Source organism: Flavobacterium sp. LS1P28 (assembly GCF_003970335.1).
In the GTDB taxonomy this organism is placed as follows: domain Bacteria; phylum Bacteroidota; class Bacteroidia; order Flavobacteriales; family Flavobacteriaceae; genus Flavobacterium.
In genome coordinates, this window is the sequence record NZ_RYDI01000013.1 from 21,499 (window position 1) to 41,073 (window position 19,575).

Here is a 19,575-nt window from a genome sequence, read left to right on the forward strand (position 1 = left end):
TTTGTAATTCGTTCAACTATTTGGGTAATTGGTTCAAACGGAAATTCGATGGCGTTTGACTGTATTTTTCGTGAAAAAGTGTCGAAAAATTGGCTAAATCATTGAAACCACAATCGAAAGCAATGTTTGTAATGCGTTCATCAGATATTAATAAAAGTTCAGCTGCTTTTTCTAATTTTTTATTTCTAATATAATTGGCTGGACTATCGTCATAATTTTTTTTGAATTCTCTCTTGAATGATGAAAGACTTAGGTTGGTCATTTGAGCCAACTCTTCCGAACTTATAGGATTGTATAAACTATTTTCTATAATTTGCTTAAAAGTATAACTAGTAGGAGAAAAAAGTTGAGATAAAATTTGTTGAATAACAGGCGCATTTTTGGTTTGACATAAAAGCAGAATTATTTCTTTTAATTTAATGACTAACAAATCTTCGTTAATAAGTGTGGGATTGTCAAAATAAAAAAGCAAGCCTTCTATGTATTTTTGGATTAGAAAATCGTTATTGATTTGGGTTATATCAATAGTTTGATCGACTAATTTTGGTTGCTGAAAAATCTTAGGCAGATCGGTCTCATAAATTTTCTTGAGTATTTCAGGATGAAAATGGACAAATACGATCTGACTTTTTTTAGAAAGAGTATTGCCTTTCATTTGACTGAAGTAAGTACCACATTTGAGCAAAACCGCTTCGTTTACGGGTACTGATATACTTTGATGCTGCATTTTGTAGTCTACTTGCCCTTCGAGCATGTATAGAAAACAAGCTTCATTAGGCACTGGATTTGGGATTTTGAATGGTGCTTCTATTGTCACTTTTTCAAAAATTATATTTCCGAATAATTGGTATTGTTTTCTTTCTGTAATCATTTGAATAGTGTTAAGAGCAAACCAACATCTCGTTTATTTTTTCCGAGACGAAAAACAAAAACCTAGTTTTAGAGTCAAATGGAATTAATCCCTTTATAAATTCCAGCTTCCACTTTTTTTAGCGATTTCCGTCAATGGCTATTCGTTTTTGTTTGTCGCTTTATAATTAGCTAAAGTACTATAAAATTTAGATTTCAAAACCATATCTAACTCTTTTACTACGATATTTAGCTTTTTTTTGATAGTCTTTACCATCGAGTCTAGAGTTAAATTACTACTGTTTTAGGGGTGCAAAAAAACAAATAATAAACCATAGTGATAGTTTTTTAGAATTTCACAACAAATTAACGATTGAGTTATCGCATTAATTATAAGTAAAGCTATCCCAAATCAGGATTTTAAATATGATTTAAACCTTTACTACCCTAAAATCAAACGATAATTTTTTGTTAAGGATTAAACTTTTTAGGTCTATTGTTATCTTATATACATAAAACTTAAAACAAAACAAATGAAAAAATTATTTATCGTTGCATTATTAGTTGTCGGAATGACAAGCTTTGCACAAGAAAAAGAAGCAAGACCGGAAAGAGCTCAAATGGAGCAATTAACTCCTGATCAAAGAAATCAACTGCAGTTAAAAAAGATGACTCTGGAATTAGATTTGAATGCTTCACAACAAAAAGAAATGAGTACAATCATCGCGGAACAAAGTACTAAAAGAGAAGCTAAAATGGCCGAACGAAAAGCAACTAAAGATTCAGCTAAAAAACAACCGACTTCTGACGAACTTTTTGCTAAGAAAAGCCAAATGTTAGATGAGCAAATTGTGATGAAAAAACGAATAAAAAAAATTCTTTCAGCAGACCAATATAAAAAATGGGATGAAATGAAAGGGAACAAACATCACGGAATGAAAAAAAGAATGATGCATCATAAAAACAAAAAACCAGTAGAAACGGGTAATAAAAAATAATCCTTTCACTTAAACTAAGTAATAACCATGGTATAATGTCGTATTTTAAAATCAGGATAAAATTATATAACAATCTGATTTAAAACTATTTTACTTAAAGTTAATTCTTTTGACTTTACGCCTTTTAAACTTTCGACTTACTTATTTCATCTTACTTCATAAAAAAGCCCCAAAATTTGGGGCTTTTTTGATTTAAAATGTTTTCGAAACTTTAGCTATCGCTTGAATGGTGAAATCTAAATCTGCATACGTTAATGCATCCGTAATAAACCACGTTTCGTAAGCGGATGGCGCAATATAAATTCCTTCCTGCAATAATCCGTGAAAGAATTTCTTGAACGTTTCGTTGTCGCCGTTTGCAGCCGTTTGAAAGTCTACAACCGGAGCCGCATCAAAGTGAACCGAAATCATTGAGCCAATAGTGTTGATTGTAAATGTAACATCATTTGCTTTCAGCACTTTATCAATTCCTGCCGCCAAATACGCTGTTTTCTCTTCTAGTCTTTTAAAAATAGTACGATCACTGTCTAAAGCTTGTAACATGGCTAATCCTGCGGCCATTGCCAATGGATTTCCAGACAATGTTCCTGCCTGATACACAGGACCTAACGGAGCAAGATAATTCATGATTTCTGCTCGGGCGGCAAATGCACCAACAGGCAATCCTCCACCGATTACTTTCCCAAAACAAACGATATCAGCCGTTACATGCAATAATTCCTGAACACCACCAGCGGCGAGTCTGAATCCGGTCATTACCTCATCAAAAATCAAGAGAATTCCGTTGTCGGTACACAATTGGCGTAAGCCTTCCAGAAAGCCTTTATTAGGCGGAATACAACCCATATTCCCCGCAACAGGTTCCACGATTATAGCAGCAATTTCATTTTTATTCGCATCTATTAAAGTGGCTACGTTTTCTAAATCATTGTATCGTGCCAGCAAAGTATCTTTGGCCGTCCCTGCTGTAACACCAGGACTGTTTGGCGAACCAAAAGTAATGGCTCCACTTCCGGCTTGTATCAAAAACGAATCCGAATGTCCGTGGTAACAACCTGCAAATTTGATTATTTTATCTTTTTTTGTAAAACCACGAGCCAGCCGTACAGCGCTCATACAGGCTTCGGTACCAGAGTTTACAAATCTAATTTTATCGATATTTGGAACCATAGCAACGGCTAAAGCAGCAATTTGTGTTTCTAATTCTGTGGGCATCCCAAACGAGGTTCCCAACTTCGCTTTCTCTATCACGGCGTTCACAACCGGTTCGTAAGCGTGTCCTAAAATCATTGGTCCCCATGAATTGATATAATCAATCAAACGGTTGCCGTCTTCATCGTACAAATAAGCACCTTTGGCACTTTTGACAAAAATAGGAGTTCCTCCCACTGCTTTAAACGCTCTTACAGGTGAATTTACGCCACCAGGAATTACTTTTTCTGCTTCAGCAAAAAGCTGACTACTTCTTTTATATAACATGTATGAAATTATGAATTATCGTTATTTTAAAATTATTTTACTACCAGTTTTTGTCCAATAGAAAGGGCATTGTCCGAGAGGTTGTTTTTTTGTTTTAAATCCTCAATCTTTAATTCGAATTTTTTCGAAATAGAATATAGCGTATCGCCTTTTTGAACCACATAGGAATCCAGCCCCTTAGGGATTGTATTTCTGGATTCAACCGTTAATTCTGTTATCATTTGTTTTTCATTGGACACATAATTAATATCCAGAACCTGATTGTCATATTCATGCAAATTGTAGCGTTCAATATACGAAATCAATTTATCCGGATATTTAGGATCTGTGGCATATCCGGCGGCTTTTAAGCCTTTGGCCCAAGCTTTATAATCGCCTTTTGAGAATTCAAATAATCCAGCATAGCGGCTTCTTCCTGTTAAAAATAAAGCGTGATCTTTAAATGATTCTGATGGATTGTCATATTTTCTAAAACATTCCTGTGCAGCATCGTCATCATGCCTGATACTTTCACCTGTCCAGCCTACATGGCATTTTATTCCAAAATGATTGTTCGCATTTAAAGCCAAATTACCCTTCCCGGCACCAGACTCTAAAATGGCCTGCGCTAAAATAATACTTGCAGGAATACCATAATTCCTCATATTGCCCATTGCAATATCTTTGAATATGGAAACGTAGGTTACAATCACATCATTTGTAACTATTGTTTTTGAAGTTGAAACAATCTCTTCCGTTTCACTATTATTCAGTTCTTTACTTGATGATTTTCCTGCGGTGGCACGTACTGTTTTGGTTTTCTTTTCATATCCCTTTTTAGCCGTCGTAGCAATTTTTGATTTTGAAGGCGCTTTTTTGGTAGTAACAATAATTGGTTTAGTGGCATTACAACTCACCAAAGTTATTAGTATAAATAGCAGTAGGATTTTCTTAATCATTGATCTCAATTATTGGTAATTGTTTGTTCCGAAGTTTCATATTCATTCCCTGAATTCCCTGAATTCCGCCCGTATGAATTAGTAAAATTTTTGATTGGGCAGGAAAATAGTTTTTTTGAATTAGATCTATAACACCAAAAACCATCTTTCCCGTGTAAATTGGATCTAAAGGAATCTTATTTTGCTTATAAAATGAATTGATAAACCCGATTAATGCTTCATTAACTTTTCCGTAGCCCCCAAAATGATAGTCTGTAATGAACTCCCAGTTTTCATTTTGTACAAAACTACGAATTTCTTCTTTCAAAAAGTCGCCTTTTAAGGCCGGAAACCCTAAAACTTTTTGATGCGGCAAAGCACTGTTTATGATGCCGGAAATGGTACCGCCAGTTCCTATCGCACAACAAATATAATCAAATTGAGCATCTTCCTGAGTTAGAATTTCCTCACATCCCTTGATAGCAAGATCATTAGTCCCGCCTTCCGGCAGGAGATAAAAACGACCGAATTGTTGTTTTAATTTCTCCAAAAATGAGTCATCACTTTTTAACCGATACGCGTCTCTTGAAATAAATTCCAGTTGCATTCCACAATTTTGAGCGAAAATTAATGTTGGATTCTCTGAGATTTTACTTTCTAATTCCTCACCACGGATAATCCCGATGGTTTTAAATCCTTTTTCTTTTCCCGCATAAGCCACAGCTGCTATATGATTGGAAAAAGCACCTCCAAAAGTAAGCAATGTGGTCTGCTCGTTTTTTTTGGCTTCAAGCAAATTGTATTTCAGTTTTCTAAACTTATTTCCGGAAACAAAAGGATGAATCAAATCTTCTCGTTTGATGGTTACTGAAATAGAGTTCGGAAATGCTGTAATTATCTTTTGATTCAAACGAATATCTTTTGACACAAAGGTAAATTTATATATAAAAAAATACAACCTTTATAGATTGCATTTTGTATTAATTCTTTTCAAGTGGATTTAATTTTTAATTATAATTTTCTGACCACCTCTATTTTGTCTTTTGTAGCTAATTTTACAATGTAAATACCATCGCGAAGACCCGCAGTAGAAAACGCATAGCTGGTATTAACTCCCGAATTTTCTTTCTTAAAAAATCAATTTTCCGGCTACATCATATAAACCACAAGCAACAAGATCCAATAACAAGAGATTACTGATTTTTAGATCTTTTGCAGAATTGTTTTGATAAGTTACAAAATTTTTACGCACTGCCTCTTCAACTCCTAAACGGGAATTGTTTTTAAAGGTAATTTCAAACTGGGTATTATTGACACCAGCTGGAAGTGACAACTCATGGAAATCGTTTTTCATCTCTAATCCATGATATCCTTTTGGAATTAAATATTTAGAAACAATCAGAAACATTCGCTATAAAATTATAAATTTGTACTACTAAAATGGTGCTTTTTAATGAAAAAGCGCAATCATTTGAATCCCAATTTAGCAATTGAACGAAATCGAATGACGCCTGCAATCGCACAATACCAAATATGATGGACCAAAGTACTGAAAATAAATTAATAGAAGGGGAAGATTTCTATTACACACCCGAAGGCTATAAATGTTTTACTGAAAAACACCATTTAAAACGGGGTTATTGCTGTAAAAGTGGCTGTCGTCATTGTCCGTATAAAAGCCCGCTAACCCCCAAAGGGGGGAAAAGAAGAGATTATGAATAATAAAAGCTTACATTACTATGACTAATTCACCTCACATAACTCCTACCACAATTCCGATTTCAGAAACCAGGACCCTTTTTCAAGAACAAATACAACAAGGAATTCCATCGGTTTTACCAAAACCAAAACCATACGATATAGACATCAATCACGCACCAAAGCGTAAAGAAATCCTTTCGAATGAAGAAAAAAAATTAGCCCTTCGTAATGCTTTGCGTTATTTTGAACCAAAACATCATAATGAGCTAATAAAAGAATTTCGACAAGAATTAGAAATATACGGCCGTATTTATATGTATCGCTTTCGTCCCGATTATGAAATGCGTGCGCGTCCAATAAATGAATATCCTGGAAAAAGCGAACAGGCCAAAGCAATTATGCTGATGATTCAAAACAATCTGGATTACGCCGTGGCACAACATCCGCACGAATTGATAACCTATGGCGGCAATGGAGCTGTATTCCAAAACTGGGCACAGTATTTATTGACGATGCAATACTTATCAGAAATGACCGATGAGCAAACATTGACGATGTATTCCGGGCATCCAATGGGATTATTTCCCTCGCATAAAGAAGCGCCACGAGTTGTAGTAACAAACGGCATGGTAATCCCTAATTATTCTAAACCGGATGATTGGGAAAAAATGAATGCTTTAGGCGTTTCTCAATACGGCCAAATGACCGCCGGAAGTTACATGTATATTGGCCCGCAAGGAATTGTACACGGAACAACTATCACAGTTTTGAATGGTTTTCGTAAAATAAAACGCAGTCCAAAAGGCGGATTATTTGTTACTTCTGGTTTGGGCGGAATGTCTGGCGCACAATCTAAAGCCGGAAATATTGCCGGTTGTATCACCGTTTGTGCCGAAGTAAACCCTAAAATTACACATATTCGCCACAGTCAAGGATGGATTAATGAAGTGATTGAAAATATTGATGTGCTGGTAAAAAGAGTCGCTTTGGCGCAAGCCAATAATGAAATTGTGTCCATCGGATATCTTGGAAATGTGGTTGAGGTTTGGGAAAAATTTGACCAGGAAAACATCCATATTGATTTAGGATCAGATCAAACTTCGCTACACAATCCTTGGGCAGGTGGCTATTATCCTGCTGACATTTCCTTTGAAGAAGCCAATGAAATGATGGCATCAACTCCTGATTTATTTAAAACAAAAGTACAAGAAACATTACGACGTCATACGACAGCAATCAATAAACACACTGCCAAAGGAACGTATTTCTTTGATTATGGAAATGCTTTCTTACTGGAAGCTTCCCGTGCCGGTGCAGATGTCATGGCAGAGAATCACATCGATTTCAGATATCCGAGTTATGTACAGGATATCATGGGACCCATGTGTTTTGATTACGGTTTTGGCCCTTTCCGATGGGTTTGTGCTTCGGGAAAACCAGAAGATTTAGCCAAAACAGATGTAATTGCTTGCCAGGTTTTGGAAGAAATGTCCAAAACAGCTCCCGAAGAAATTCAGCAACAAATACAAGACAATATTCATTGGATAAAAGGCGCACAAGAAAACAAATTGGTTGTAGGCTCACAAGCACGAATCCTTTATGCAGATGCTGAAGGACGCGTAAATATTGCCGAAGCTTTCAATCAGGCTATTGCCAATGGCGAAATAGAAACCGTAATTTTAGGTCGCGATCACCATGATGTTTCCGGCACCGATTCTCCATACAGAGAGACTTCTAACGTTTATGATGGCTCAAGATTTACCGCCGATATGGCGATACAAAACGTCATTGGAGACAGCTTTCGTGGCGCCACTTGGGTATCCATTCACAATGGCGGTGGCGTGGGCTGGGGAGAGGTAATAAACGGTGGATTTGGTATGGTTCTTGATGGTTCAAAGGAAGCGTCAAGACGTTTAGCATCAATGCTTTTCTGGGATGTCAACAACGGAATTTCCAGAAGAAGCTGGGCTAGAAATGAAGGAGCAGTATTTGCAATAAAAAGAGCGATGCAAACGGAACCTTTATTGAAAGTAACCATCCCTAATATAGTCGCTGACAATTTGTTGGATTTTTAAAAATTTGAACGTATCTTTAATAAACATTTAGTAATCAAAAAAAACAGGTCATGAAAGCAATTAAACTCCTTCTCGCATTTCTACTTTTAGTATTTGCCTCTTGCGCTTCCGTAAAAGTATATTCTGATTATGATAATAATGTGGACTTTAGTCAATACAAAACATACGCTTTTCATAAAAAAGGCATCGATCGAGTTGAAATATCAGAATTGGACAAAAAAAGAATACTCAATGCCATAGATCGAGAATTAAGTAAAAAAGGAATGACCAAAAGTGAAAATCCAGATTTGCTGATTAATATATTAACTAAAGAAAGAGAACGCATTGACGTAAATCAGTTCAACGCAGGCTGGGGTTACGGATGGGGTTGGGGATGGAATCCTTACTTTTGGGGAGGCCGCAGCAGTTTTGTTTCCTCATCAACGGAAGGGACATTGTATATTGATTTAATTGATGCCAAGAAAAAAGAATTGGTTTGGCAAGGCGAAGGAGTTGGTTATTTGACCGAAACCCGAAGTGAAAAAGAAAAACAAATTAATGAATTTGTGGCAAAAATTCTTGAACAATTTCCGCCCAAAGTAAAATAGTTTACCATCACATTTCAACATAAAAGCCTACCTTTGCGTAGGCTTTTTTTATACCTAATTATGGCACAATTTAACGACATTTCCACATTCGAAGATATTAAATTACTAGTGAATACTTTTTATTCTAAAGTTCAAAAAGACGAATTTATCGGACCCATATTCAACGAAAAAATAGGCAATCGCTGGCCGGAACATTTAGAAAAAATGTATCGCTTTTGGCAAACTATTTTACTTGAAGTGCATTCCTATTCCGGAAGTCCATTTCCACCACACAAACAATTACCGGTTGCCAAAGAACATTTTGACCGCTGGATGCAAATTTTCACTGAAACAACTGACAACTTATTTTCTGGTCCATTAGCCGACGAAGCTAAACTTCGGGCAAAAAATATGGCTGAAATGTTTAATTACAAAATTGACTACTTCCGTAATCTTGAGAAAAGTCAAACGGACAATTCATAGTTTTTAAAGTGGGTTTAATCCAAAATATGTTCCTTTTTGCAAACAGCAACAAATTATTTTATGCGCAATTTATTATTACTTGTCGTTTTACAAGCTTTCCTCCTTTCTTGTTCCAATTTAAAGCAAACAGCTGACAACAAGTCAACCCCAAGTTTAAAACTAATCAGTTCCATTGAAATTCCTTTTGAGGAAACGTTTCAAAACACAAAAGTGGGCGGATTGTCCGGAATCGATTATGATGCCAAGAATGATTTGTATTATTTGATCAGTGACGATAGATCCATGTTTAACAATTCAAGATTTTATACGGCAAAAATTCATTTGCTCGAAAATAAAGTTGAACGTATTGATTTCCAAAGTGTCACCACTTTAAAAAATGCAACTGGGAAAGCGTTTGGCAATTGGAACACCATGCCAACTACTTCAGCAGACCCGGAAGACATCCGATTCAATCCAAAAACGAACACTTTGGTTTGGAGTAGCGAAGGCGCTCGAGTGCTAACAGAAGATAAAGAAATTTTACAAGATCCTTCTCTAAATTTCATGAATTTAAAAGGTGATTTTCTAGGCAATGTCACCTTACCGGAAAATTTAAAAATGCAGAAACTGGAAAAAGGTCCGCGAAACAACGGCACTTTAGGAGGAATTACTTTTGACAAAAACTATAAAAATGTCTATACCAATATTGAAGAACCATTATTTGAAGATGACGACCAAGCCAATACTAGCAAAGGCGGTTTGATTCGGCTGTATCAATTTGATGCCAAAACAAAAAAGAACACCGCTCAATACGGCTATAAACTGGAACCTATTGCTCATGAACCTGTTCCGAAAGGTGCTTTTGGTGTAAATGGCGTTTCGGCAATTCAGTATTATGGTAAAAACCAATTGCTGGTTGTGGAACGCTCCTATTCTACCGGGACACAAGCCTGTTCGGTTAAAGTATTTATGTGTGATTTAAAAAAAGCAACTAATATAAAAAACTACAGCTCTTTGCAAAATCAAAAATTCGAATTGGCTTCTAAAAAACTGGTACTTAACATGGATGATTTGGGAATTTTTATTGATAATATCGAAGGACTTACTTTTGGTCCAAAATTGGCAAATGGTAATCAATCTATTATTTTCATTTCAGATAATAATTTTTCAGATAAACAAAAAACGCAGGTTTTGGTGTTTGAGTTGGCGAAGAAGTAAATCCAAAAAATAGCTATCAATCCTCTATCCAGTTCGCCAAAGAACATATTCAGTACCAACAAAAATGAGAATGCACAATGTTTAATTTAGCGGAAGTCAATGAAACATAATTGGAGAATGTTTGAAATTATACTATCTGGAATTCAGATTTGCCTCGGTATTTTAATATGGTTTTTTGTCTATTTAACTTGCAATCAATATTATACTTTTTTGTGGAAAAATCCATTAATAGACCATCATAGCATTGTTCAAATGGCTGTCAGAAAAAATATAACTTTAGTAATTCTATCACTTATTGCTATTTCATCAGCAATACTTTTAATCAAAAACCTATCTAAAGGCTGGGTGATGAGTGTTATAACTTGGATTATGCTTACAATAACATTGATAATTAACTCCTATCGATTAAACCAAAGCAATCCTAATGAGTTAGATTTAATTTCTATATTTATTATAGGAATAATTACATTTGTTTTTATAGCTATTGTATTCGCATTAAATAATATAGAATTCAAACGGAAATACAGCCCAACCATAAAAAACTGGATTTTCATAGCAATTTCTATTGTTGTACTGACAGCTTTAAAATTTTTATAAGCTTAAGCGAGAGTGTGACGAACTGAGCAGACTTTGTACGTGTAATGTATTGATGAGATTGCTTCGTTCCTCGCAATGACTGAACGCAACTAAATTATGTTGAATTATCTAATCTCAAATTAAACCTCAACTCCCCTAGCCCCGATTGCAATGAAAAGCTTTTTGTGAAAGCCGTTTTGATTTTTCTTGTTTATAAAAAGCGACTCCTCTCCCCAACCCTCTCCAAAGGAAAGGGAGAAAAGAGGAATACCCCCTTTTTATTTCTCCTGCCGGAACATTAGAAAAACAAACGGGTTTGCAAAAACTTGCAATGAAAAGCGGGAAATAGCTCCTGAAATTTGTACTTTTGCAGTTGAACTACAAGGTTTTCGATATGAACTCAACTATAGAAAGCAATCCGTTATTAGACCGATTGCCAAAGCACTTAAAACAATTCATTAAACCTCAGGATTACAGCGATTATACGCCCATAAATCAAGCGGTTTGGCGTTATGTGATGCGCAAAAATGTAGCTTATTTATCAAAAGTGGCGCATAGTTCCTACTTGGAAGGATTGAAAAAAACAGGAATCGAGATTGACAACATTCCGAGCATGTATGGAATGAACCGCATTCTGACTGAAATAGGTTGGGCAGCGGTTGCGGTGGATGGATTTATTCCGCCCAATGCTTTCATGGAATTTCAGGCCTATAATGTGCTTGTAATTGCATCTGACATTCGACAACTCGAACATATTGAATACACGCCTGCGCCGGATATTATTCACGAAGGTGCAGGTCATGCTCCCATTATTGCTAATCCGGAATATGCGGAATATTTACGCCGTTTTGGCGAAATAGGCTGTAAAGCGCTCTCTTCACATAAGGATTATGAAATGTATGAAGCCATCCGACTGCTTTCGATCGTAAAAGAAGCTGAGGGAACTCCCCAAGCTGTTATTGATGCTGCCGAAAAAGCGGTAGAAGATTTGCAAAACAATATGGGTGAATTATCAGAAATGGCGCAAATTAGAAACCTGCATTGGTGGACTGTCGAATACGGACTCATTGGAACCGTAGAAAATCCTAAAATTTATGGTGCCGGTTTGTTATCTTCAATAGGCGAAAGTGCGCACTGCATGACAAACGAGGTCAAGAAAATTCCGTATGACCTATCAGCAGCAAACCAGAGTTTTGACATCACAAAATTGCAACCGCAACTTTATGTCACACCAACATTTGCTTATTTAAACCTAGTTTTAGAGGAATTTGCGAATAAAATGGCACTCCGAACAGGCGGTTTATCCGGAATAGAAAAACTGATAGACTCAAATGCTCTGGGAACAATTGAATTGAGTACAGGCTTGCAAATTTCGGGCGTTTTTAGTACCGTAATTGCACACGAAGGCAAGCCTATTTATATACAAACCACCGGAAAAACGGCTTTAGCTTCTCGCCAAAAAGAACTGGTTGGTCATGGAACTTTGACACATCCTGAGGGTTTTGGGAGCCCTATTGGGAAGCTAGAAGGAATCAATCTGGCAATTGAAGACATGAGTCCAAAAGATTTGAATGCCTACGATATACTGGAATCTAAAACGGTCAAACTGGAGTTTGAAGGTGGCATCACTGTTGAAGGTGAAATCATAACCGGCTCCAGAAACTTACAAGGCGAAATTATTTTGATTCGCTTTAAAAACTGTACTGTGTCACACGGAGAAACGATTTTGTTTCAACCAAAATGGGGCATTTATGATATGGCTGTGGGCAAAAAAGTGATTTCGGCTTTTTCAGGCCCTGCTGATGTGAATAGTTTTGATTTGATTTCGCACCTTCCCTCGAGCAAAACCATCAAAGTGACGCATACCGCAGAACGTGATGACTTAGAGGTTTTGTACCAAACTGTTAGAAATAGTAGAGAAACCAGGGATACAGAAACTCCCTTGAAGCCTATATTCGAAAATTTACAAACCAATCACCCAAAGGATTGGTTATTAGCTGTTGAAATCACAGAGCTGCTAAAAGAAAGAAATGAAATGAAATTATTACAGGAAATATTGGTTTATCTCGATCAATTAAAACAAAAAAGACCTGAAGTAGCGCATTTGATTACTGGTGGTTTGGATTTAATCTTTGACAAAGAGAAAGCTTAGTTTTCCAATTTAGGTTTGTCAAATCGAGCGCAGTCGAGATTTTTCAATAGGCTTAAACAGCTATAAAAATGGTTTCGACTGCGCTCAACCTGACAAAAAAACTATTATAATTTTATTTTTTGTCCAAAATCTTTTTCGCTTTCGATTACTTTTCCTTCGTATTGTAATTTCCAGCCCATTGAATTACTCAAAATTAATATTTTGGACAATTCGCTGATTAATCGGTTTTGAGCATTGGTTTTCAGTGAAGACTTTTCTATTTTCTTGGCGAGATTTGCTTTGACCGATTTATTGATCTTATTATAATCATCTCCCGTAAACGGATTCAGCTTGCTTTGTTCTACGTTATAAAACTGAATATCCGGACTTATTTTTATTTCTTCTTTTGGAATACTAACAATAGTGATGGTTTTATTTTTTTCATCTATTTCATATTTCATTTGGCGCAAATCATAAGCAACTGTAACATCAGCATTGACTATTACCAATGCTTTTTTCTCAAAAGAAAGCATATCCAACAAATATTTTTGTTGATTTTTATAGGTAATCACTTCGGAGAAATGACCTTCAGTAACTACTAATTTTCCAACATTTAGAATTTGTTGCTGAATGAGATTTGTGTTGTACTGGATATCTTCATCGTCGTTTTTCTTAAAATCGCAGTATTTGAATAATAAAAATATTCCCCCGATAACTACTATTGCAATACCTATTCTTCTTAACATAATTAAAATTTCATAAATGAATATTCTGATTCCAATTTAGTGATTTTTTCTCTGACTTTAGACTCAAATTTTAAATGACTTTCAGATTTCGGATTAAAAGGCTTGTGCGAAAGACTTTTTTGAATAGTTGAAACTTCATCCATTGTAGCAAAAGCAGTTTCAGAAATTATAGTTTCCTTGAAACGTTTCCAAATATAATCGATTGCCACTGGATTGGGATGCAACATATCTTCAGTATAAAAACGGTAATCCCGAAGTTCATCCATCATGATTTCGTAGCTGGGAAAGTAATTTATAGTCGAAAGTCGAAAGTCAAAAGTCCCATGAAGCGCACTAATTATATTGGCTTTGCTCCATTGATTTTCGACAAAACCATCTTTGATGTGACGCACTGGAGAAACGGTAAAAATAATGGTGCAACTAGGATTTACAACATGAATTAATTTCAGTGTCTTTACTATACTTTCTTCTATTTCTTCAACAGAAAGTAATTCTTTCTGAAACAGCTTTTGCGGTACTTTATGACAATTAGCCACAACACAATTGCTTTCTATATTTCGATATACCCACGAAGTTCCGTAAGTAATAATAATATGGGAAACATGCTGCAATTGCAGTTTTGTAGCTATCAGTATTGCATTTAAAGAAGCTAACAATTCCTCTTTACTAGAACTGCTCAAATCCGAATGCACATCAAAACAATGCCAGCGTTCATTGTAAAAAAAAATGTCGCTTTCTGTAAGTTGCTTTCCGGAAACAGCAAAATCAACTAGTTTTTCAATCGCTATAGGATGAAACAAAATGCCAAATGGATTACAACTATTTTGAAATTTAAAATAGTCCAGTTTCTGCGCCATATTTACCGCAAAACAAGAACCCAAAGACATGATTTTAGAAGTATAATCAATAGGAAACTTACTTTTAGGAATGGGAACTTGGGTTCTGAAATTCATATCTATTTCTCGCAAAGCCGCATAGGTTAAAGGTTATTTACAATTCTTGTAATTCCTGTTTTAATTAGTGGTTCGTTGAAATTAATTAACAAGCCAAATTTCATTCCTGTAATTTTCAGATACGTTTAAAGTTGTATTGGATGAACATTAGCAATTTGTTCAACTGATTTTATTTCTAAAATAACTTTATTTTCTATGATTAAGTCAGTTCTGAATCCAATATCTAATTTTACTTAATCCCAGACAACGGGAAGTGGTTTTTGACTTTCAACTAGTAGTCCTCTTTTCGTTAACTCATAAAACAAAACAACTTCATAAACTGATTCTAATAACCCTGGACCAAACTTAGTGTGCATCTTCTAACAAACATCAATAACAATTTTTGAAATCTCGTTTTCAGTCATTTTTTTATTTCTCGCTAATATATTAAAAAAATTACGATATAATTACTTTACAAACTCAATTGCTTTTTCTAAAGCTTGCTGAATTCCTGCGACATTCTTCCCTCCTGCTGTTGCAAAAAACGGCTGTCCTCCGCCTCCACCTTGGATAAATTTACCCAATTCACGAACCACTTGTCCTGCATTTAGGTTTTTCTCCGCAACTAATTCTTTAGAAATATAACAGGTCAACATTGGTTTTTCTCCCGAAGCTTCGGGATTCACTGTAGCCAAAACTAGAAATAAGTTATTTCCTAAATTTCCTAATTCATACGCCAAATCTTTTGCTCCCTCCGGATTCAAATCGACTTGTTTTGCCAAGAATTGAACGCCATTAATTTCCTGTATCTCAGCGATTAAACTCGCTTTAAGATTTTTGACTTTATCTTTTACCAAAAACTCAATTTGCTTAGTCAATTTGACATTTTCTTCTTGCATAGAATGAACGGCTTTCAGAATATCCTGAGGATTTTTTAAGGCTATTTTTACTTCATTCAATGTGCTTTCATGCGAAGCAAAATGTGCTTTTACCGCATCACTTGTAATCGCTTCTACACGACGAATTCCTGCAGCAACCGCTCCTTCTGAAACGATTTTGAAATGCCAGATTTCAGCTGTATTTTTCACGTGGATTCCACCGCATAATTCCATGCTTTCGCCAAATTTAATCGCACGAACCTCATCTCCATATTTCTCTCCAAAAAGTGCCATCGCTCCTTCTTGAACTGCTTGCGCAAAAGGAATATTTCTTCTTTCAATTAGTGGTAATTGCTCTTGAATTCTTGCATTTACAAAATCTTCCACTTGCTGCAATTCGGTTTCCGTCATTTTAGCAAAATGAGAAAAGTCAAAACGCAAGTAGTTTGGATTTACTAACGAACCTTTTTGTTCTACGTGTGTTCCAAGAATACTTCTCAAGGCTTGGTGCATTAGGTGTGTCGCCGAGTGATTTCTGGAAGACAAACTTCTCAAATCTTGATTTACTTTGGCTACAAAACCAGCATTTATATTTTCCGGTAATTTTTTTGCAAGATGTAAAATCAGGTTGTTTTCTTTTTTCGTATCGATGATTTCGATAGTTTCATTTGCAGACCCGAGCGTTAGCGAACTGGCGGAGCAAACTAACGTTCCTTTATCACCCACCTGTCCTCCACCCTCTGGATAGAAAGGGGTATTATCTAAAACGATTTGGTATAAAACACCATCTTTTTTACTGTCTACTTTACGAATGCGAGTGATTTTTACGTCACTTTCTGATTGGTCGTAGCCTACGAATGTTTCTACATTTCCTGGAACTAATAGCAACCAGTCTTCGGTAGAAACTTCTGATGCGGCACGGGAACGTTTTTTTTGTTCTTGCATGGCGGCGTTAAAACCAGCTTCGTCCAGTTCGAATCCTTTTTCTCTAAGAATTAATGCGGTCAAGTCAATTGGAAATCCAAACGTATCATACAATTCAAACGCTTTTGTTCCAGAAACTGTTGAACCTTTAGTTTCGGCAACCACATTTTCTAATAATTGCAATCCTTGGTCTAATGTTCTCAAGAAAGAAGATTCTTCTTCACGAATTACATTCGTAACCAATTGTTGTTGCGATTTGATTTCCGGAAAAAACTCTCCCATTTGATTCGCTAAAACAGTAACTAATTGATTGATGAACGGTTCTTTTATATTAAGAAACGTAAATCCGTACCGAATGGCACGACGCAAAATTCTACGAATTACGTAACCAGCACCTGTGTTTGATGGCAATTGTCCATCGGCAATAGCAAAAGCAACCGCACGAACGTGATCGACTACTACCCGAATAGCGATATTTATTTTTTCCTCATCTGCATTCGGTACGGACAAGTCTCGACTTGTACCTACGGAATTTGATGTGTATTTTAATCCTGTAATTTGCTCTACTTTTTCGATAAGTGGCATAAACACATCCGTATCATAATTGGATGTTTTTCCTTGTAATGCCATACACAAACGCTCAAATCCCATTCCGGTATCAACGTGTTTTGCTGGCAATTTTTCCAGAGAACCATCGGCTTTACGGTTGAACTCCATGAATACATTGTTCCAGATTTCCACTACTTGGGGATGATCATTGTTAACCAAACTTTTTCCTGAAACTAAGGCTTTTTCTGCTGCAGAACGAATGTCAACGTGAATTTCTGAACACGGCCCGCAAGGTCCTTGGTCTCCCATTTCCCAGAAATTGTCTTTCTTGTTTCCAAGAATGATACGGTCTTCGTCAATTAATGCCGCCCAAATATCCCAAGCTTCCTGATCGAATGGTACGTTTTCACTTGGATTACCTTCAAAAACGGATACGTATAAGTTTTCTTTTGGAATTTTATAGACTTCTGTCAAAAGTTCCCATGCCCAGTTGATAGCTTCTTTCTTGAAATAATCTCCAAAAGACCAGTTTCCCAGCATTTCAAACATGGTGTGATGGTAGGTATCAAAACCTACATCTTCCAGATCATTATGTTTTCCTGAAACACGAAGGCATTTTTGCGTATCAGCAATTCTGTTGCTTTTTGGAGTTCCGTTACCTAGAAAATATTCTTTGAACTGGGCCATCCCTGAATTGTTGAACATTAGTGTTGGATCATCCTTGAGAACTATGGGTGCCGATGGAACGATTAAGTGTCCCTTTGATGCGAAAAAATCCAGAAATTGTTTGCGTACGTCTTGTGATTTCATTTTTTTATTTAAATATTTAAAGATTCAAAAATTTAAAGATTAGTTAGAATTGAATTTTTCAATCTTTTAATCATTAAATCTTTTAATTTCTTTTGCCCCAGATAGTAGTGAAAAGCTTCGAGATTTATACATTTATTTTTTCTTGAGGTGGCAGAGCGACCGAAGGAAGCTCCTGCTAGCTCATTAGAAAAAAAATTTATAAACGAGAACTTGCAACAAATAGCTGGAATAGGCACATTATTTTATTTATTATTGAAAAAAGGGTGTAACAAATGAAACATTTCTTAAATTTGTTCGTCTAACCTTTTACAGTGTGCAAAAATAGGGTATTTTAAAATATGTCGAAAGTAAAATATTATTACGATTCTGAAAATTTAGCGTATAGGAAAATAAAAACTCGAAAAAGAAGAAAATTTGGTGTTATCATTCTGTTTTTGCTGGCCTCGATATTATTTGGTTTTTTGAGTTTTATTGTATTATTGAACACCCCTTATTTTGAAACGCCTAAAGATCGGTTGCAGGCTCGTGAAATTGAAAATTTAAGATTGAATTATGCGATTTTAAATAAAAAAATGGATCAGGTAAATAGCGTAGTTGAGGCTCTTGAAGACAGAGATAATAATTTGTATCGGGTATATTTCAATAAAACAGCAATTCCTGACTCTGTCCGGAAAGCGGGATTACCGGGAATAAACAGGTATAAAGTACTAGAGGGATATGACAATTCCCAGTTGGTACTGAATACCACCAAAAGAATTGATGTATTAAGTAAGGAACTCGCCATTCAATCCAAATCACTGGATGTCATTTTGAAAATGGCAGATGCTAAAAGTGATTTTTTGTCTGCCATTCCTGCCATTCAGCCAGTGCGAAATGAAAATTTAAAACGACTGGCATCTGGTTTTGGTTATCGAACAGATCCGTTTACAAAAGTAAGAAAAATGCATGAGGGAATGGACTTTACCGCCAAAACAGGAACTCCAATTTATGCCACTGGAGACGGAATTGTAATAACCGCCGACAATAGGGCCTCTGGATATGGAAATCATATTGTAATTCGGCATGGATTTGGATACGTAACATTATACGCGCATTTGAGTAAATATAAAATACGAGCTGGACAGCGTGTAAAACGCGGAGATGTCATAGGATATGTGGGAAGTACCGGAAGATCTGAAGCACCGCACTTGCATTATGAAGTTCATAAAGACAACAAAGTGGTAAATCCGCTTAATTTTTATTATGGAAACATTTCGGCAGTAGAGTATGTTGCTATAGCACAATTAGCGAATCAAGAGAATCAATCGTTAGATTAATGCTTTAACAAAGTGTTCAGTATTCAGTCGTAACAGTTTATAAAAGAAGTGTTCAGAAAAGATTAAAATAAAAAATATGCACATTGAACTTTCTAAAGATAAAAGATATTACAGCATTGGCGAAGTAGCCAAAGCATTTGACGTGAACGCCTCGCTGATACGTTTTTGGGACAATGAATTTGATATTTTGAAACCAAAAAAAAATGCCAAGGGCAATCGCATGTTTACACCCGAGGATATCACTAATTTGCAATTGATTTATCATTTAGTCAAGGAAAGAGGTTTTACGCTGGAAGGGGCTAAAACCCATTTGAAGGAAGGACAAAAGAAGGCTTTGGACAAGTTTGAAATAATCAGGAAATTAGAAACGATACGCACACAATTAACAAATATTAAAAACGAATTGTAATCCCAAAACAAAACAGGGATCCTACTATTTACAATTAAA

At 35.8% G+C, this 19,575-nt stretch carries 18 protein-coding genes and 1 pseudogene; 10 read left to right on the forward strand and 9 right to left on the reverse strand.

Translation table 11 applies throughout. The features are described 5' to 3' along the window. Positions 1-16: 16 nt before the first annotated feature. The gene (locus tag EKL97_RS10770; RefSeq protein WP_126568855.1) at positions 17-871 is read right to left on the reverse strand and encodes a helix-turn-helix transcriptional regulator; all 855 of its coding nucleotides are present in this window, start codon (positions 869-871) and stop codon (positions 17-19) included. A 511-nt stretch (positions 872-1,382) separates the two neighbouring features. Between EKL97_RS10770 and EKL97_RS10775 the strand changes: the two genes are divergently transcribed. After that, positions 1,383-1,847, forward strand: coding sequence for a hypothetical protein (locus tag EKL97_RS10775; RefSeq protein WP_126556142.1), 465 nt, complete (start codon positions 1,383-1,385; stop codon positions 1,845-1,847). A 192-nt stretch (positions 1,848-2,039) separates the two neighbouring features. On the opposite strand, the gene hemL is transcribed toward EKL97_RS10775, so the two are convergent. The 4 genes from hemL to EKL97_RS10795 form a co-directional block, all read right to left on the reverse strand. Then, the gene (gene hemL, locus EKL97_RS10780; protein WP_126562220.1) at positions 2,040-3,326 is read right to left on the reverse strand and encodes a glutamate-1-semialdehyde 2,1-aminomutase; all 1,287 of its coding nucleotides are present in this window, start codon (positions 3,324-3,326) and stop codon (positions 2,040-2,042) included. A gap of 32 nt (positions 3,327-3,358) precedes the next feature. Continuing rightward, positions 3,359-4,264 (reverse strand): glucosaminidase domain-containing protein, encoded by a 906-nt coding sequence (locus EKL97_RS10785; RefSeq protein ID WP_126462017.1) that lies wholly within the window; start codon positions 4,262-4,264, stop codon positions 3,359-3,361. Next, positions 4,257-5,153 (reverse strand): 1-aminocyclopropane-1-carboxylate deaminase/D-cysteine desulfhydrase, encoded by an 897-nt coding sequence (locus EKL97_RS10790; protein WP_126568876.1) that lies wholly within the window; start codon positions 5,151-5,153, stop codon positions 4,257-4,259. The genes EKL97_RS10785 and EKL97_RS10790 overlap by 8 nt, the downstream gene beginning before the upstream one ends. Positions 5,154-5,372: 219 nt before the next feature. Further along, entirely contained in the window at positions 5,373-5,651 is a 279-nt protein-coding gene (locus tag EKL97_RS10795; protein ID WP_126568856.1) for a hypothetical protein, read from the reverse strand. A gap of 125 nt (positions 5,652-5,776) precedes the next feature. On the opposite strand from EKL97_RS10795, the gene EKL97_RS10800 reads away from it, so the two are divergent. The 7 genes from EKL97_RS10800 (at position 5,777) to EKL97_RS10830 (ending at position 12,993) form a co-directional block, all read left to right on the forward strand. Beyond that, positions 5,777-5,965 (forward strand): DUF5522 domain-containing protein, encoded by a 189-nt coding sequence (locus tag EKL97_RS10800; RefSeq protein ID WP_126462011.1) that lies wholly within the window; start codon positions 5,777-5,779, stop codon positions 5,963-5,965. Between the two features lie 17 nt (positions 5,966-5,982). Continuing rightward, entirely contained in the window at positions 5,983-8,019 is a 2,037-nt protein-coding gene (locus tag EKL97_RS10805) for a urocanate hydratase (RefSeq protein WP_126568857.1), read from the forward strand. A 50-nt stretch (positions 8,020-8,069) separates the two neighbouring features. After that, positions 8,070-8,606 carry a DUF4136 domain-containing protein gene (locus EKL97_RS10810; protein ID WP_126568858.1) on the forward strand — a complete coding sequence of 179 codons (537 nt, stop codon included), beginning with the start codon at positions 8,070-8,072 and terminating at the stop codon, positions 8,604-8,606. A gap of 60 nt (positions 8,607-8,666) precedes the next feature. Continuing rightward, positions 8,667-9,068, forward strand: a complete 402-nt coding sequence (locus EKL97_RS10815; RefSeq protein WP_126562216.1) for a group III truncated hemoglobin — start codon at positions 8,667-8,669, stop codon at positions 9,066-9,068. A 36-nt stretch (positions 9,069-9,104) separates the two neighbouring features. After that, complete coding sequence (locus tag EKL97_RS10820; RefSeq protein ID WP_233588576.1) at positions 9,105-10,265, forward strand: esterase-like activity of phytase family protein; 1,161 nt, start codon at positions 9,105-9,107, stop codon at positions 10,263-10,265. A gap of 99 nt (positions 10,266-10,364) precedes the next feature. After that, a complete protein-coding gene (locus EKL97_RS10825; RefSeq protein WP_126563827.1) occupies positions 10,365-10,862 on the forward strand; it encodes a hypothetical protein in 498 nt (165 codons plus the stop codon). A 373-nt stretch (positions 10,863-11,235) separates the two neighbouring features. Further along, positions 11,236-12,993 carry an aromatic amino acid hydroxylase gene (locus EKL97_RS10830; protein ID WP_126563826.1) on the forward strand — a complete coding sequence of 586 codons (1,758 nt, stop codon included), beginning with the start codon at positions 11,236-11,238 and terminating at the stop codon, positions 12,991-12,993. A 104-nt stretch (positions 12,994-13,097) separates the two neighbouring features. On the opposite strand, the gene EKL97_RS10835 is transcribed toward EKL97_RS10830, so the two are convergent. The 4 genes and pseudogenes from EKL97_RS10835 to alaS form a co-directional block, all read right to left on the reverse strand. Then, positions 13,098-13,718: a DUF4230 domain-containing protein gene (locus tag EKL97_RS10835; protein WP_126455347.1), complete on the reverse strand. Its 621-nt coding sequence runs from the start codon at positions 13,716-13,718 to the stop codon at positions 13,098-13,100. A gap of 2 nt (positions 13,719-13,720) precedes the next feature. Further along, positions 13,721-14,671, reverse strand: a complete 951-nt coding sequence (locus tag EKL97_RS10840; RefSeq protein WP_126461986.1) for a GSCFA domain-containing protein — start codon at positions 14,669-14,671, stop codon at positions 13,721-13,723. 26 nt (positions 14,672-14,697) lie between these two features. Further along, positions 14,698-15,027 (reverse strand): annotated as a pseudogene (locus EKL97_RS10845) (GxxExxY protein). A gap of 90 nt (positions 15,028-15,117) precedes the next feature. Then, positions 15,118-17,811, reverse strand: a complete 2,694-nt coding sequence (gene alaS, locus EKL97_RS10850; protein ID WP_126568859.1) for an alanine--tRNA ligase — start codon at positions 17,809-17,811, stop codon at positions 15,118-15,120. 338 nt (positions 17,812-18,149) lie between these two features. Between alaS and EKL97_RS10855 the strand changes: the two genes are divergently transcribed. Both EKL97_RS10855 and EKL97_RS10860 read left to right on the forward strand, forming a co-directional pair. Continuing rightward, positions 18,150-19,127 (forward strand): M23 family metallopeptidase, encoded by a 978-nt coding sequence (locus tag EKL97_RS10855; RefSeq protein ID WP_126461980.1) that lies wholly within the window; start codon positions 18,150-18,152, stop codon positions 19,125-19,127. Between the two features lie 76 nt (positions 19,128-19,203). Next, entirely contained in the window at positions 19,204-19,536 is a 333-nt protein-coding gene (locus EKL97_RS10860) for a MerR family transcriptional regulator (RefSeq protein WP_126461977.1), read from the forward strand. Positions 19,537-19,575 lie beyond the last annotated feature (39 nt).